Source organism: Streptomyces sp. NPDC090442 (genome assembly GCF_044769405.1).
Taxonomy (GTDB): domain Bacteria; phylum Actinomycetota; class Actinomycetes; order Streptomycetales; family Streptomycetaceae; genus Streptomyces.
The window spans coordinates 1-15,041 of sequence record NZ_JBIVXW010000121.1; the positions used below are offsets into that span (position 1 = coordinate 1).

Genomic DNA, 15,041 nt, shown 5'->3' on the forward strand with positions numbered 1-15,041 from the left:
GCCCGGCCCCGCGTGTCCCTCACCAAGGCCGCATAACATCAACCCCACGAAACCCGTTCGTGAGTGCTTTTACACCACAAACTGGACGCGACCCGGCGCGCTCACCGGTGACGGCCGGAGCCTCGGTCCCTGCGTTCGTGGCCGACTCGTTGTCAGTCATGGTCTTTGCCTTTCGGTTCGGTCTTCCTCGTCCGTCGGTGAACACCACGTTAGAGAGGATGGAGGTCAGGATGTGTCCTATATGCAGGGCGGACGGGTGCAGCCCCAACTTGGCTGGCAGCAGCCCTGAGACCGGTCCGTAGGGCAGTCGGAAGCCGGCCAGTCGGAAGTCCACCCCCGCGGATCGGCTCGTACGCGGGGCCAGAACCCGGGCGTCGACCAGTTCAGGCAGGCCCGCACAACGCGCGGTTGTGGTTCCGGGTGGGTCGGTTGTTTGCTCCGGGCGGCCGTGAGTGGCTTGGATGCCGTGGTCGGTGACGGCTGTTCGGACTGGTGGGAGTTGCGTGGGGCATGGCAGGCAGGCGGGCGCTGGGGCGGCGCTTCGGGTGGTTGTGGTCGGCGTACGCGATCAGCGCGTACGGCACCGGGTTCGGGCTCGGCGCGCTTCCGCTGATCGCGGTCCTCGTGCTGCACTCGGGGCCGACCCAGGTGGCGGCGCTGGCCGCCGCGGGACGTGCCGTGGGGGCCGTGGCGGCGGTGCCGTTGGCGCCGTGGGTGGAGTTCCATCGCAAGCGACCGGTCATGGTGGCCGCGGACCTGGCCCGATTCGCGGCATTGATAAGCATTCCCGTCACGTACGCGCTCGGGTGGCTCAGCTTCGCCCAACTCCTCGTCGTCTCCGTCCTCGTCGCCACGGCCAACATCGCGTTCAAGGCAGCCAGCGGTGCGTATCTGAAGGCGCTGGTGCCGCCGGAGGACCTGCTCGTCGCGAACGGCCGGTTCGAGTCCACGACATGGACCGCGACGGTCGTCGGACCACCGCTCGGGGGCGCCGCGATCGGGCTGTTCGGCCCGGTCACGACGGTGGTGGCCGATGCGGTCAGCTATCTGCTCTCGGCCCTGGGCATCCGCGCCATCGGCGGGAGCGAGCCGCGCCCGACGCGGACCGGCCCGCCCGGGCTGCGACCGGGAGACCTGCTGGAAGGCTGGCGCCACATCCTCCGCCATCCCAGGCTGCGCCCCCTGCTCCTCAACGCGATCCTGGTCAACGGCCTGATCCTGGCCGCCGAGCCGCTGCTCGCCGTGCTCCTGCTCGGCCACCTCGGCTTCGCGCCGTGGCAGTACGGCCTCGCCTTCGCGGCTCCCTGCATCGGCGGCCTCATCGGTTCACGCCTGGCGCACCGACTCGTGTCCCGGTACGGGCAGCACAAGGTGTTGCGCACCGTTGGGGCGCTGCGCGCCTGCTGGCCCATCGGATTGGCGTTCGTCCGGCCCGGCGTCCCCGGGATCGCCCTCATCGTCGTCGTCCAACTCGGCCTGGTGACCTGCTGCGGCATCTTCAACCCCGTGCTGGCCACCTGCCGACTCGACCACACCGCCCCCGACCGGGTCGCGCGCACCCTGTCCGCATGGTCGATCAGCACCAGCATCACCATCGCGGCCATGACCGCCGCGTGGGGGCTGCTCGCCGCCGCGACCAGCCCCCGCATCGCGATCGCCCTCGCCGGAGTCCTCCTCCTGGCCACCCCGCTCCTGCTCCCGCGCCGCGAGAACGCGCCCCAGGCGAGGGGAGGAACGGGGGAGCGGGCCGCGGGCCTCACATGACGCTCTCGCCGCCCCGCGACTCCGGGCGAGCCCGCCGGATGGCCCCGGCGCCCTGCTCGCCGCTGTCGCTCCCGCTCAATACTCCTTCAACTCAAGAGAGTTGATGAACTCGTAGAACGCCCGCATGTCACGGTCGCCGATCTCCTGAGCCGCCTCCTTCTGGTCCCGCATGGCGGCGGCCGTCGCGTCCTCCCTGCGCTTCTGGTTGTCCAGTGCGAACTGCTGGGTGCCCGCGACGTGTTCGCGGAGCTCCCTCTCGTAGGCGGCGAAGGCGGCCGCGTGGTCGCCGTGCGCGGCCTTCAGCTCGCCCGCCAGCACGTAGGCGCCGATCAGCGCCAGGCTCGTGCCCTGCCCCGTCATGGGCGAGCCGCAGTAGCCCGCGTCGCCGAGCAACGCCACCCGGCCCCGCGACCAACTGTCCATACGGATATGGCTCATTGAGTCGAAGTGGAAGTCCGGTGCGTCCCACATGTACGTCAGCGCGCGCGGGAGCTCCCACCCCGCGCCGGCGAAGCGATCGGCGAGCAGGCGCTTCTGCGCGGCGATGTCGCGGTAGTCGTACTCCAACGGCTCCTTCTGCTGGAAGCCCAGATAGACCCGACACTCGGCGTTGTTCCGGGCGCTCATGACCAGGCCGCCCACCTCGTTGCTCTGGTGGTAGGTCTGCCAGCGGTCGAGGTCGAGGAAGTTGGGGGTGGTGAACAGGCCGATGTAGCTGCCGAGATGGTGGATGTAGTCGGATTCCGGGCCGAAGGCCAGCCGGCGCACAGGGGAATGCAGCCCGTCGGCGCCCACGACCAGGTCGAACGTGCGGGGTACGCCGCGCTCGAAGGTGACGTGGACCTCCCGGTCGTCCTGGGTGAGGGTGGCGATGGAGTCGTCGAACAGGTAGTCCACGTGCTCCTCGGTGATCTGATGGATGAGGTGGCACAGGTCGTCGCGCATGATCTCGACGTCGGCGTTGTCGATCTCGCCGCCCGTGAAGGTGCGCTCGGTGCTGCGGTACAGCTCCGCACCGGACGCGTCAACGACCGACATACCCCGTATGTCGGTGGCGAGTTGACGTATCTCGGGCAGGATGCCCATCCGTTCGGCGACGTCCAGCGCGGGCCCCCGTACATCGATCGCCTGCCCACCTGGGCGCAGTCCCGGGGACCGCTCCACCACCGTGACCTGGTACCCATGGCGGCTCAGCCAGTACGCCAGGGCCGGGCCGGCGACACTGGCGCCGGAGACGAGGACACGTGCATGCTCCATGTGGGGATTCCTCCGCATCAGTTGGACCTGTCCGATTGGACGTGAATCGCGCGCTTCACGGTTCCCTGAGCGACGTCAACCAAGTATCGACCGTCACTGGCGCGTGCAGGAGTCCCAACTCACATGGATCCACGCGGGATTGACATGTGACTTCTCGACGTCATGTCATCGCGATTTCACCGCATGCGGGCAAACTCTGCGCAGCGCAGTCGTAGTCTCGGGACGTGCCGCCAAGAAGCCTGCCCTTTCGCGGGCCCAAAAGGGGCTTACGGGGCCACTACCGAACGTCCCGTGATGATCGGACTCAGACACGTACAACTCCCCTTCCAGGAGGTCAGGTTGAGTGAGCAGCAGCACCCCACGCGTCGGGGTGTCCTGAAAGCCGTCGGTGGGATCTCCGCGGCGGTGGCCCTGGGCGCCGGGGGAGCGCTCGCGTCGGCTTCGCCGGCCAACGCGGCCGGTGACGGCAACGGGCTGCACATCGTGGAGCGCGGCGAGTCCGATCCCCGCATGTGGTACTACCGCTTCCAGACCGCCGAGGTCGGCGGATGGAACCCGGCCGTCAACGTCCTGCTGCCCGACGACTACCACACCAGCGGTCGCACCTACCCGGTCCTCTACCTGCTCCACGGCGGCGGCGACGGCCAGGACTTCATCGCCTTCGACCGCCCGCCCGGGACGGACATCCGTGCCTGGACCGCCGGCAAGCCGCTCATCGTGGTGATGCCCGACGGCGGGCACGCCGGCTGGTACTCCAACCCGGTCAGCACCAACGTCGGCGCCCGGAACTGGGAGAACTTCCACATCAACCAGTTGATCCCGTGGATCGACGCGAACTTCCGGACCTACAGTTCCCCCGACGGGCGCGCGGTGTCCGGATTCTCGATGGGCGGCTTCGGCGCGCTCAAGTACACGGCGAAGTACTGGGGCCACTTCTCCTCGGTGAGCGCCCACTCCGGCCCCGCCAGCCTGCGCGGGACCGTCGCGGGGGTTCCCGGCGCGGTCGTCCACTGGGCCAACGCCTCGTCCGCGGCCATCGAACTGGGCGGCGGCACGGTCTACGGAGTGCCGTGGGACGAGAACCGCGTCAACATGGACAATCCGTGCCAGCGCATCGAGAGCTACCGCAACAAGCGGATCTTCATGGTCGCCGGCACCAGTCCCGACCCGATCAACTGGTTCGACACGTTCAACGAGGTCGGCGTGCTCACCACCCAGCGCGAGTTCAAGGGCCTCCTCGACAAGGCCGGTATCCCGCACGAGTCACACGAGGTGCCTGGCGGCCACTTCGTGCGCGGCGACATGATGGTCCACGACATCGACGGCATCATCGCCCACCTCCGCAAAGCCTGAGCACAACCGGAACGTCCGCGGACGCCCGGCCGCTTCGGCCCCGGGCTTGCCGACGCTTCCGCCAACGGACGGCCCGGCTGCCGCGTACGAGACGGGACGCGGCAGCCACGGGGCCGCGCTACCCCCAGGATCCGCTCAGTGCCTCCCGACACCGTCACATGCGCTCGGCGGCGACGATCAGGAAGTTGGGCAGGTGGACGTAGCTTTCGATGCCCGGCGTGGTGGCGTGCGCCTCATGCGCCGCCTGGGGATCGAGCCCCGGCTCGGCGACTTCGCGCAGTCGGCAGCCGAGGGCGGCGAGCTCGTTGAGGTAGGCCGAGAGCGGGCGGTGGAAGTCGGAGGCGTAGGTCTGGGGGATCGGATACTCCGCCAGGTAGCGGTGCAAGCGGTAGTCGCCGTGCTCGCGCCATGTCGACAGGAGTTGTTCGAACGCCGGGTGGTTGAGGGAGAAGACGAAGAGGCCCCCGGGGCGCAGCGCCTGAACGCATGCCCGCATCGCCGGCTTCCAGTCGGGAACCGCTGCCAGCACCATGCTGCAGACCACGACGTCGAACGGCCCGCCGAGGTCCGGCAATTGGGTCAGATCTGCCTGCACGTACCCGATGCCCTGGCGGAGGGTACGTTCCTTCTCTGCCGCGTAGCCGAACATCCGGTCGGTGGGTTCCAGGCCGGTGACGCGGGCACCGCGGGAGGCGAGCATGCGACTGAAGTAGCCGTGTCCGCACCCCGCGTCCAGGATGCGGCGCCCACTCACCTCGCCGAGCATGCGCAGCAGCACCGGGTTGATCAGATGGCGTTTGGCGAAGTCACCGTAAGGCTCCATCGCCTCCAACGCCTCACGAGGAATGCTGTTCCATTCTTGAATGGCCGCGTCGTTCGTCGGGTACTTCGAGTCCTTCTGGTTCGTCGATTCTGTGGTCACTCACGGGAGCGTAGCCGAGCCGCCACGGCCTATCGCGGTGCGCGTACGAGTCATTTGACGCCTCATCAACACACAACAAAATAACGGGTGTTCACGTTCCTTGCCCCGGAGGTCGGGGCGCGCCGGCAGTGATGGAGCAGCCTCGACCGTCCCGGCGCAGCGTCGACCTCATGCCTGCGACCGCCGCCCAGACCTGTCGCGCGAGCCGGTCGGCGGGGAGGCTCGCGTCGATGACCAGGTCGCAGTCGGCGCGGACGGGTTCGACATGCCGTTCGTGGGCGCTGCGCCGGTGGTCCAGCGCACCGACCTCCCGCCCCGGCAGGCCCCGTCACTCACCGGCCAACGCGGCGCGGACGACGGCCGCGGCCGCCTTGCCGGCCGTGAGTACCGGGGCGGTACTGCGCGCGGCGCGGCCCAGCATGAAGGCCCCCTCCAGCAGTGCGATCACTGAGCTCGCGGTCTCCCGCGCGGCGGTTTGCGGGATGCCACCCCCCGCGTAGTAGGCGGCGAGACCGTCGATCCAACTGTCGAAGACGTCCGAAGTGGCCTGCCGCAGCGTCTCGTTGGTGCTCGCCACCTCCATCGCCACGGTGGCGATCGGGCACGGGTCGGCGAAGTCGAGCTCGCTCAGGGTGTCGGCCGCGGCGGCGAACGCGTCGCCGGTGGCGGCCACCCGGTCCTCGTACGGTTCCATGAGCGCGGCGACCAGGCCGAGATAGACGGCTCCCGACGTGCGGATCACCTCCTCGCCGAGCTGCGCCTTACCGCCGGGGAAGAAGTGGTAGATCGATCCGAACGGGGCGCCGGCGGCCTCGGCGATCTGCTTCATGCCCGTGCCGGTGTAGCCCCGGCGACGGAACAACTCGGTGCCGGCGGTGACGATGCGCTGCTTGGTGTCCGGCGTGGTGCCGGTGTCCTTGCCCTTGCTCACGAGGGAGCCTCCCGGTGGCGCCTGTTGTCGGTGGCCGAGGTCTGCCCCTATTCTGTCACTAGAACGATCTATCTAGTAGGTGTGCAACCAAGACCACGACCCAAGGCAGCCCCAAGGCCGACACCGAGGCGGAGGCAGTGACATGCCCGAGATCGAGCTGAGCGCAGGGACCATCGACTACGAGGACACGGGCGGTGACGGCCCCGTCGTGGTCCTGGTGCACGGCCTCGGATTCGACGAATCGGTCTGGGACGAGGTCGTCGCCACCCTCCGGCCGGACTTCCGCGTGCTGGTGCCCGTGCTGCCGATCGGCAGTCACCGGCGCCCCATGCGGCCGGATGCGGACCTGTCCGCGCACGGCGTCGCGGCCCTGCTCGCCGAGTTCATGGACCGCCTGGACCTCCGCGACGTCACTCTCGTCCAGAACGACGCCGGCACGGCCCAACTCCTCATCGGCGTACGGGACGAGCGCATCGCCCGGCTGGTCCTCACCCCGTGCGAGGCGCTGGACAACTACCCGCCGGGCATCCAGGGCAGGATGCTCCTCCGCGCCAGCAGACTTCCCGGTGGCCTGTTCCTCCTCATCCAGTCCTTCCGCTTCCCGCTCCTGGCCCGCATGCCGATGTCGCTCGGCGGCATGGCGAAGAAGCGACTCCCGAAGGAGTCGATCGCCCGCTGGTACCGTCCACTGCTGACCAATCGTCAAATCCGTCGCGACTTCGGCAAGTTCTGCCACGGCCTGGACCTGAACTGCTATTTGAAGGCGGCCGGGAACCTGCCCTTCTTCACCCGCCCCGCACTGGTCGCCTGGGGCGCCGAGGACCGCATGATGCCACTCGCCACGGGCCGCCGCCTCGCTGAACTGCTGCCGAACGCGCGCTACGTGGAGATCCCCGACGCCCGCACCCTGGTCCAAATCGACAACCCGGCCGCCCTCACCGACGAGATCCGCCGCTTCATCAAGGAACACCCACTGCCCGCGGAGAACTGACGGCGGCCGCCAGGGCCGTACCCGACCACCATCGGCCCCCAGTGCACTGTGCTGCGGGTGCCTGGCCAGGGGAACGGGTGTTTGGTGGGCTTGTGACGGTCCTATGACATTCGTCGGACTGGTTGTGGGGGAGGACTGGAGGTGACCAGGGTCCCGGGCGCAACACCGTGGACTGCCCAGCAGGAATGGAGTGTTCGTGATGCGAACCATCCGGAAGATCGCCGTCACCGCTGTCGCGACCGTGTTGGTGGGCGCGACGGGAGGGGGAGCGGCGCTGGCGGCGTCACCGGCGACCGCGAGCACGGCGACCGGCAGCCTGGCTCCTTCCGCATGCCGCCCGGCGAATCACCTCGCCAAGATCAAGGACGGGCCCGCCACTTCGGGCCACCACCACTACCGTGTCACCATGACCGCGGCGCCCGGGTACGAACCGTGCCGACTTGCCGGGTCGCCGACCGACGTGCGCTTCTACCACCACGGCTCCCTGGACGGGGTCACCGCCGGCCGCTACGGCCCCCAGAAGACGGTGGTCAACTTCGGCCCCGGCCACCCGATCCACTTCGACATCCAGGTTCCCAACAGCGCCGGCGGCGCCCCCGCCGACGAGATGGCCTTCACCCTCCGGACCCCGGACGGGGTGATCCCCGGCGAGTCCACCGCCTACGGCCCGCTCACCGTCGACGCAGGCACCGTGATCGGCCCGGTCCAGCCCGGCGCCTGACCTCCTCGGCCGACGATCGACTTCCCGGTCGTCTACGTACACTGGCCGACATGGCATGCCGCATCAGTGAGTTGGTCATCGACGCCGCCGACGCGGATCGGCTCGCCGCGTTCTGGAGCGAGGTCCTCGGCTACGTCGAACTCGGCCGGGAGGACGACGGAAGCATCGAGATCGGGCCGCGCGACGTCGGCTTCGGCGGCCCGCAGCCACCTCCGGCTACGCCGCCTGGTCTCCAAAGCCTTCACGCCGCGTCGTATCGAGGACATGCGTCAGCTCATCCACGACGCGGCGGAAGGCCTCGCCGATGCGCTTGCCGCGCAAGGCGCCACGGACCTCGTCGCCGACTTCGCCAACCCGCTGCCGCTCGTCGTCATCGGCGGCCTGCTGGACGTGCCGCCAGGTGACCGGCGTCGCTTCTCCCGTTGGGTCGGCGCGATGTTCGACCCCGGCTATCCCGGCGAAGTCGCCGAAGCGGTGCGGCACATCCATCAGTTCCTCCTCCACCTCGTCGCCGAACGTCGAACCGCTCCCGGCGACGACCTGCTGTCAGGAATGATCGCGGCACGTGACGAGGACGACCGGCTCAGCGAACACGAACTCGTTTCGCTCGCCTTCATGATTCTCTTCGCTGGCACCGAGAACGCCCAACACCTCATCAGTAGTGGGGTGTTGACCCTCATCCAACACCCCGACCAGCTCGCCGCACTGCGTGCCGACCCGAGCCTGTTGCCCCACGCGGTCGAGGAGATACTCCGCTTCGCGCACCCCAACCAGCTCGCCGTACGACGTTTCCCCACCGAGGACATCGAGATCGGAGGCGTACGCATTCCGGCCGGCGACACCGTCATGCTGGGCATCTGCTCGGCCGACCGTGACCCCGCCCGCCACACGGACCCGGACCGCTTCGACATCCGCCGCGACGATGCGCAACACCTCGCGTTCGGGCACGGCCTGCACTACTGCCTCGGAGCCGCGCTCGCGCGCCTGGAGATCCAGATCGGGCTGGGCACGCTGTTGCGCCGCTTCTCGCATCTGGAATTGACGGTCCCGGCCGAAGAGCTCCAGAGGCGCGCCTCGTTCAGGTCCCATGCCCTTCGCCGACTGCCCATCAGGCTCACTCCCGCCGCTGCCTGAGGCCCCGTGGTCCCGGGGGGAATGTTGGGCCGCTACGCCCTCCGGTCCTCGGCCTGCGATGTCGATGTCGATGCCAGTGCCGGTGCTTCGGTCGGTGTTTGTGCCTGCGCTTGTGCTTGCGTTTGCGCTCGTGCCTCCGAGTGGGTCGCGTTCGGCCCCTCGATCTCGGGGCGGTGACGTTGCATCAGCGTCAGCAGCGTGGTGACCGCCGGGTCGGCCGCCGGTCGGCTGAGCGCCGCCACCGTGGTCACCAGTCGATCGGCGTCACCTTCGAGTGGGACGAAGCGGATCAAGGGGTGGCCGAGCGCCGCGACTCGCTCCGGGACGAAGCTGACGCACATCCCGGCCGCCGTGTAGCCCAGCATGCTGGTCAAGTCCTCGGCCTGGGCGCGGCTGCGCGGTTCGAAGCCGGCCGCCCGGCAGGCGTCCTGGACCAACTGCCGCAGTTCGGATATGGCCCGCGGGGAGGCGGTGACGAACTCCTCCTCACGGAGTCGGGAGAGCGGCACCGAGGCGGCTCCGGCGAGCGGATGGCCGAGCGGCACGGCCAACACGGTGCGCTCCCGGGCGACTTCCCGCACTTCCACACCCGCGAGATCCGCGACCGGCATCCGGACCAGGGCCAGATCCGCCGCACCCTCCCGGACCCGCTCGGCCAGTTCGGCCGAGGCCAGTTGACGGACGCTCAGTCGGATGCCCGGCATCTCCCGGGCGGACACTGCGAGTAGTTGTGGCAGGTGCCAGTGCCCGAGGCTGCTCACGTAGCCGAGCCGGATGGTGCCCTCGACGCCCAGGGATATCCGGCGGACCCGTTCCATCGCCGCGTTCTGCGCCTCCAGTAGCCGCTTGGCGTCCGCCGCGAAGGCGACCCCGGCCGCCGTCAGCTTCACACCCCGGCCGGAACGTTCCAGCAGCGACGCGCCGAGGCCACGCTCCAGGCGTTGGATCGCCTGGCTCAGCGGTGGCTGACTCATCGACAGGCGGCGCGCTGCATGGCCGAAGTGCTTCTCCTCGGCGAGCACCACGAACTGCTCCAGCAGGCGCGAGGTGAGCTCCATGCGCGTCACCATATGGCGGGATTCGAGAGTGGATCAAGAATGTGTGCGGAGTCGACGGATGCCGCGGCGCCGCCAAGCCGCGCGTCCACGCCATCGAGGGGTGAACGGCTCGTCCGTCCACCCCCGAGGTTGCCAGCCGTACGGATCACGCGTGGTCGGCGGATCCCGAAGGGTGTTTGGCGATGTTCAGGTGCTCTGCGTGCCAGCCGTTCTCGTCCTCCGCGGGCACGTAGGTGACCCGGAGACCCTCGACGACGAAGGTCCCGTCCTCGATGGCACGGCTGTCCACCCGTACTTCGCGGCCGTCGTCCCCGTCGATGTACCCCATGCCGCGAGCCTGGTTGTACCACCGGACCACGCCACTGACCCTGTCAGCCATCGGTTCCCCTCCAACTTCAGTAATTGCGCAATTAATTGACTGTTGACTGAGGTCATTCCCTTTCTGACGGCGTCGCCACCCTGACGCGGTGTATTAACTTCGCTACAGCCGCCCGCCGGGCCCGCAGCCCTGCGCCGCCCCCCGTCCGCTTCGACGAGGGAGGGATCAGCAGGGGCCGGAAGGGGGCGGTCCTGAGGCCACCTCGGGCCCGCCTCATCGCCCTACGGGTACGTACCGGGCGAGATCGGTCGTTCTGCTCATCAACCATTCGAGCGGCCCGCGCCGGGAGAACCACGACCAGGCAGTGGCCAGTACCATCGCGGCGCCGACGAAGCCGAGCAGAACGTGCAGAGGTGATCCCGGCACCTGCTCGATGCCCAGGAGCCCGATCGCGACAAGGTGGAAGACGTAGGCCGTCAGCGACATGGATCCGACCGCGATCACCGGTCGGGCCAGGGCGAGGAGGCGCGGGCTGGCGTCTACGGCGATGAGGCAGATGGCCAAGACGGTGAGTGCCGCCCCGGTATTGCCGATGATCGACAACGTCGTCTGGCTGTGCGGAGAGGCCGCCAAGAGCCAGGCCGGGGTGTCGTAGGTCGGGTAGCCGGCGATGTCGGACCACCACGCACTCGTCGCGCTCGGACCGGCCACGCCGATGAGGGCGTGGGCTGCGCCGGGGACGAGCCGCAACGCCAGCCAGGATCCCCCATAGCCGGTCACGGCGAGACAGGCACCGGTGAGGGCAAGGCGCACACGGACCGTGGCGCAGGTCAGCTCAAGACGGGCAACGGCCATACCCGCAATCACGAACGGCACCCATGTGATGGCCGGGTAACTACCACTGACAAGGAGGGAGAACGGATCGTCCACGCCCGTCTGACTCCCGTACCCACGCCCACCCGTCGCGTGCGCCACCACATACAGCACCTGAGGGAAGACGAGGGCGGTCCCCGCCGCGATCCACGCCAACGGCTTGGCGCCGAACCGGTACAGCGGCAGCACGAGCAGGAAGTACACGCCGTAGAAGGCCAGGATGACATCGACGGGGGTGTCGGTGACGGTGACCACGGAACCGACAACTACCAGTACCGCAGCCCGGATTGTCACCTTGACGACGGCCTCACGGCCGGCCACGCCCGTCTTCGGTGTGCCCCGCCCGGTGATGAGGACGACGGTGAATCCCGCCAGCAAGGCGAAGAGCGCCGAGGATCTGCCGTGCGCCAACTCCATCAGGAAACCGATCGCACCACCCCGGTCCGGAGAGGGCCCCACGTGGGCCGCGTACATCCCGAACACCGCAAGGCCGCGGGCCAGATCGACGCCGAACAGCCGTCCTGCCGACGGGCTTTGACTCCTGTGGGCCGGGGCGGCTGCGCCGGCCGCCGACAGAACCCGTTTCCGCCTCACGGCGCCCACGGCGCGCACCGTCGTCACACCGGTCGTCGAATACGGCCCCGACCAGGCCCACTTCCCTTGTGCTGTCTCTCCCCGCCACATGCGTGCCTTAACGACCACGGCGCGATACGGTCACTCGATCCACCGGGCGTTCCCCAGAGCCTCAACAGGGCGTTGAGCACTCGTGTTTGGTGAGGTGCGGCGGCCCTGACGCATTCCACGATTCCGCGATGTCCTCAGCCTCGCTCGCGGAGGTACGCCGCCAACGCGGCCGCTCCGGTCAGCATCGCCCGTCCGCGGGCGGACAGTCGGCCGTGCCAGTCGTGCAGTGCGGCTTCCAACGGCTCCAGCCCGCCGGCCGCCCGCACCTGGGCGATCAGGGGTGCGATCTGTTCCAACAGATAGCCGCCGCGCCGGAGTTGGTGGGTGAGTTGAGCATCGCGCACATCGGCCTCGTCGTAGAGACGGTATCCGGTGCCTGGGTCACGGCGCGGGCGCACCAGCCCGGCGCGCTCCCACTTGCGCAGCGTCGCGGGCCGGATGCCGAGCCTGTCCGCCAGCGGCCCGATGAACGTGTCGGCAGCGCCGGAGAGTGGGGATGGTGCGGTGGGCTCCGCGCCCGGCTCGGACCTGGTGGACGTCGGCTCCAGAGCGCGGAGGGCTCGCTCCACGGCCTGGAGTGTTCGGCGGTCGTCGAGGAGTTGGGCGTGGCTCTCGTCGATGAGTCGGAACGCCTCCCCGGTCGCGTCCTGGTTCACCGCTCGCATGATCGACGTCGCTGCCTGGTGGCCGTGGCCAGGAACCAGCGCCAGGAACGCGCGCAGAGCCGTCGCGTGCAGCGGCGTATAGGTGCGGTAGCCGTGGGGCGTGCGCTCGGCGACCGGCAGGATGCCGGCCTCCTCGTAGTTCCTGATCGCCTGAGTGGACAGGCCGTGCCCACGCGCCAGATCCACCGGCCTGAGCCGCTCGCGGCTTTGAAGGTTTCCCCCCATCGTTCCGCCAATCTCGCAGCAAAGTTTCCACCGGAGGTTCAACGATACCGTTGAGGTCATGGCTCCTGACATCCAAGACACCACCCATGCCGTAGCGGCCGGCGCCGTCATGCGGCTGCTGCCGTCCCGGCCGCGGCTGCTCGCCCTGGGCGAGCCCACCCACGGCGAGGACACCCTGCTCGATCTGCGCAACGACCTCTTCCGGCAGCTCGTCGAGCAGGAGGGGTACCGCACGATCGCGATCGAGAGCGACTGCATGCGGGGCCTTGCCGTGAACGACTACGTCACCTCGGGCACAGGCACCCTGGACGGCGTCATGGAGCGCGGATTCAGCCACGGGTTCGGCGCGTCCGCCGCCAACCGCGAACTCGTGCGCTGGATGCGCGCCTACAACGAGGGCCGCCCGGCCTCCGAAAGGCTCCACTTCGCCGGTTTCGACGGCCCGTTGGAGATCACCGACGCCGCGAGCCCCCGCCAGGCCCTCACCGCACTTCACGCCTACCTCTCGGCACACGTGGACGCGGACCTCCTCCCGTGCACCGCGGACTCGCTCGACCGCCTGCTCGGCACCGACGGTCGATGGGGCAACCCCGCCGCCATGACGGACCCGACCCAGTCCGTAGGACAGTCACCCGAAGCCGTTCAACTGCGCGAGCGCGCCGCCGATTTGAGCTCCCTGCTCGACGAGCAGTTGCCGCGCCTCGTCACGGAGACCTCGCGGGAGGACTGGGATCGGGCGCGGCTGTACGCGCGCACCGCCACCGGCCTGCTGCGCTACCACTTCTGGATGGCCGACACCTCAGCGGGCCGCATGACGCGCCTGGTCGGCATCCGCGACCAGATGATGGCCGACAACCTCCTCGCCCTCGGGGAACGGCGACCGACGCTGGTCTTCGCCCACAACCTCCACCTCCAGCGACACAAGAGCATGATGCGGATGGGCGAGCTGCCGTTGGAATGGTGGGGTGCCGGTGCCCTCGTCAGCGCCCGCCTGGACGGGGAGTACGCCTTCCTGGCCACCGCCCTCGGCACGATCCGGCACCAGGGAGTGGACACCCCACCCGCAGACACCGTCGAAGGCCGCCTGTACGCGCTCCCGGAAGACCGCTACGTCATCGATGCTCCCCGGCTGGCCACCGCCCTCGCTGAAACGCAACCCTCCCCTCGCGTGTCCCCCTGGTTCGGCTACTTCCCCCTCGACCCGGCCCACCTGGCAGGCAGCGACGCCATCGTCTACGTCAAGGATGTTCCGCGGACGTGACGCCGCCGCCGTGCCACGGCGCTCGGGCACGCCAAGGGGCCCGGGCGCCCGGACGGCTGGCTCTGTTTGGTGCCTGTTGCTACCTGCGCCCGTCGTCGTCAACCGTCATCCGTCAGCCATCGTTCGTCGTCGGCAGGATCAAGGAGCGGTGTCGACTTCTACTATGCAGTGGCGCAGTTCGTAGCTTCCGACGCCGTCGATGAAACCGACCGTGGGTGGCGTCGCCATGCGCAATCCCGGCAGGGCGAACAGGCTGCTGAGGAAGACGTCCGTCTCCAGGAGCGCGATGTGCATCCCGGGGCACTTGTGCGGGCCGTCGCCGAAGGACAGAGCGGGAGAACGGGCACCCTCGCTCATGGCGCGTCCGGGACCACGAGCGGTACCTCCGTTTCCCGAAGACGATGTGACGACGTCGAGTGCGCCGCCGACCCGACGCGACACCACTGTGCTCCCGTGCCTGCGTGCCCGTCCTGCGTGCCTGTCCCGCACCTCGACGCCACCTCGCCATCACCTTGCAACGCGGTGGTGTCACCTCGACCCGTTGGGCCGGGCCGCCGGGTGGGCCTCGTGAGTCCTTCCCCTTGAGGGCCATCCCCTATCCCCGCCGGGACGGCGCCCGTGGACGGATGCGATGGGCGGCGGCGACTTGGGGCCGATTCCGCTGGATCCTGTTGGATTCCGCTAGCTTGCGCCGGATTCCTTCACGCGGCGGTCGTGGAGTTGCTGGTCGTAGAGGCCATCGGGCATGAGGTGCTTGCCGTTGGACTGGATCTGGCCGTTGCTGCCCTTCATGAGGGTGCCGGTGCAGCCGATGGCCCAGTTGTGGGCGGTGGGCGGGTCCTGGACCATGTACTGCTGCGGGGTGCAGTTGTAGGCGGTGCTG

Annotated in this window: 14 protein-coding genes and 2 pseudogenes; 7 read left to right on the forward strand and 9 right to left on the reverse strand. The window is 69.1% G+C overall.

Translation table 11 applies throughout. From position 1 onward, the window contains the following. Positions 1–510 precede the first annotated feature (510 nt). Positions 511–1,764 carry an MFS transporter gene (locus tag ACIQU6_RS42110; RefSeq protein WP_403487571.1) on the forward strand — a complete coding sequence of 418 codons (1,254 nt, stop codon included), beginning with the start codon at positions 511–513 and terminating at the stop codon, positions 1,762–1,764. A 75-nt stretch (positions 1,765–1,839) separates the two neighbouring features. Here the strand turns inward: ACIQU6_RS42110 and ACIQU6_RS42115 are convergent, their stop codons facing one another. Then, positions 1,840–3,021, reverse strand: a complete 1,182-nt coding sequence (locus ACIQU6_RS42115; protein WP_403487573.1) for an FAD-dependent monooxygenase — start codon at positions 3,019–3,021, stop codon at positions 1,840–1,842. A 294-nt stretch (positions 3,022–3,315) separates the two neighbouring features. Between ACIQU6_RS42115 and ACIQU6_RS42120 the strand changes: the two genes are divergently transcribed. Continuing rightward, positions 3,316–4,374 (forward strand): alpha/beta hydrolase, encoded by a 1,059-nt coding sequence (locus ACIQU6_RS42120; protein WP_403487575.1) that lies wholly within the window; start codon positions 3,316–3,318, stop codon positions 4,372–4,374. A 154-nt stretch (positions 4,375–4,528) separates the two neighbouring features. Here the strand turns inward: ACIQU6_RS42120 and ACIQU6_RS42125 are convergent, their stop codons facing one another. Beyond that, positions 4,529–5,296, reverse strand: a complete 768-nt coding sequence (locus ACIQU6_RS42125; protein WP_403487577.1) for a class I SAM-dependent methyltransferase — start codon at positions 5,294–5,296, stop codon at positions 4,529–4,531. A 328-nt stretch (positions 5,297–5,624) separates the two neighbouring features. Next, complete coding sequence (locus ACIQU6_RS42130; RefSeq protein ID WP_403487579.1) at positions 5,625–6,227, reverse strand: TetR/AcrR family transcriptional regulator; 603 nt, start codon at positions 6,225–6,227, stop codon at positions 5,625–5,627. Between the two features lie 142 nt (positions 6,228–6,369). Between ACIQU6_RS42130 and ACIQU6_RS42135 the strand changes: the two genes are divergently transcribed. From ACIQU6_RS42135 to ACIQU6_RS42150, 4 genes and pseudogenes are all read left to right on the forward strand, one after another. Continuing rightward, positions 6,370–7,218: an alpha/beta fold hydrolase gene (locus ACIQU6_RS42135; protein ID WP_403487581.1), complete on the forward strand. Its 849-nt coding sequence runs from the start codon at positions 6,370–6,372 to the stop codon at positions 7,216–7,218. 199 nt (positions 7,219–7,417) lie between these two features. Further along, positions 7,418–7,939 (forward strand): hypothetical protein, encoded by a 522-nt coding sequence (locus ACIQU6_RS42140; protein ID WP_403487583.1) that lies wholly within the window; start codon positions 7,418–7,420, stop codon positions 7,937–7,939. Between the two features lie 50 nt (positions 7,940–7,989). Next, a pseudogene (locus ACIQU6_RS42145) lies at positions 7,990–8,166 on the forward strand (VOC family protein); the annotation flags it as partial. A 37-nt stretch (positions 8,167–8,203) separates the two neighbouring features. Then, complete coding sequence (locus ACIQU6_RS42150; RefSeq protein ID WP_403487585.1) at positions 8,204–9,073, forward strand: cytochrome P450; 870 nt, start codon at positions 8,204–8,206, stop codon at positions 9,071–9,073. A gap of 32 nt (positions 9,074–9,105) precedes the next feature. Here the strand turns inward: ACIQU6_RS42150 and ACIQU6_RS42155 are convergent, their stop codons facing one another. From ACIQU6_RS42155 to ACIQU6_RS42170, 4 genes are all read right to left on the reverse strand, one after another. Beyond that, entirely contained in the window at positions 9,106–10,131 is a 1,026-nt protein-coding gene (locus tag ACIQU6_RS42155; RefSeq protein WP_403487587.1) for a LysR family transcriptional regulator, read from the reverse strand. Positions 10,132–10,276: 145 nt separating this feature from the next. Further along, complete coding sequence (locus ACIQU6_RS42160) at positions 10,277–10,510, reverse strand: cold shock domain-containing protein (RefSeq protein WP_403487589.1); 234 nt, start codon at positions 10,508–10,510, stop codon at positions 10,277–10,279. A 213-nt stretch (positions 10,511–10,723) separates the two neighbouring features. Beyond that, the gene (locus tag ACIQU6_RS42165) at positions 10,724–11,839 is read right to left on the reverse strand and encodes a DUF418 domain-containing protein (RefSeq protein WP_403487597.1); all 1,116 of its coding nucleotides are present in this window, start codon (positions 11,837–11,839) and stop codon (positions 10,724–10,726) included. Positions 11,840–12,141: 302 nt separating this feature from the next. Beyond that, positions 12,142–12,897 (reverse strand): TioE family transcriptional regulator, encoded by a 756-nt coding sequence (locus tag ACIQU6_RS42170; protein ID WP_403487591.1) that lies wholly within the window; start codon positions 12,895–12,897, stop codon positions 12,142–12,144. Between the two features lie 58 nt (positions 12,898–12,955). On the opposite strand from ACIQU6_RS42170, the gene ACIQU6_RS42175 reads away from it, so the two are divergent. Next, complete coding sequence (locus tag ACIQU6_RS42175; protein WP_403487593.1) at positions 12,956–14,158, forward strand: erythromycin esterase family protein; 1,203 nt, start codon at positions 12,956–12,958, stop codon at positions 14,156–14,158. Positions 14,159–14,296: 138 nt separating this feature from the next. Here the strand turns inward: ACIQU6_RS42175 and ACIQU6_RS42180 are convergent, their stop codons facing one another. Next, the gene (locus ACIQU6_RS42180) at positions 14,297–14,515 is read right to left on the reverse strand and encodes a hypothetical protein (protein WP_403487595.1); all 219 of its coding nucleotides are present in this window, start codon (positions 14,513–14,515) and stop codon (positions 14,297–14,299) included. A 324-nt stretch (positions 14,516–14,839) separates the two neighbouring features. Beyond that, a pseudogene (locus ACIQU6_RS42185) lies at positions 14,840–15,041 on the reverse strand (hypothetical protein); the annotation flags it as partial.